Source organism: Pseudomonas sp. FSL R10-1339 (assembly GCF_009600545.1).
Lineage (GTDB): Bacteria > Pseudomonadota > Gammaproteobacteria > Pseudomonadales > Pseudomonadaceae > Aquipseudomonas > Aquipseudomonas bubulae.
In genome coordinates this window covers 1-239 of record NZ_WIVQ01000343.1, presented here as the reverse complement: position 1 = coordinate 239, position 239 = coordinate 1, and the positions used below count along the sequence as shown (strand labels likewise).

Sequence of the window (239 nt, the reverse complement as noted above, 5' to 3'; positions counted from 1 at the left end):
GTGCTGGCCGCTGATGGCTTCGGCCAGCAACTTGCCCGCCAGGTGCGTGGCGTTCACCCCGTGGCCTGAGTACGCCTGGGCGTAATACACATTGGGCTGATCCGGCAGGCGGCCAATTTGCGGCAAACGGTTGGCGCCAATGCCGATCATGCCGCCCCACTGGTAATCGATCTTCACGTCTTTAAGGTGCGGGAATACGTCCAGCATCTTGGGCCGCATGTAGGCGCCAATGTCCTGCG

1 protein-coding gene is annotated in these 239 nt (G+C 61.9%); it reads right to left on the bottom strand.

Translation table 11 applies throughout. The features are described from left to right. A partial coding sequence (locus GHO03_RS25000; protein WP_153400726.1) for an FAD-binding oxidoreductase occupies positions 1-239 on the bottom strand: 239 nt, incomplete at both ends.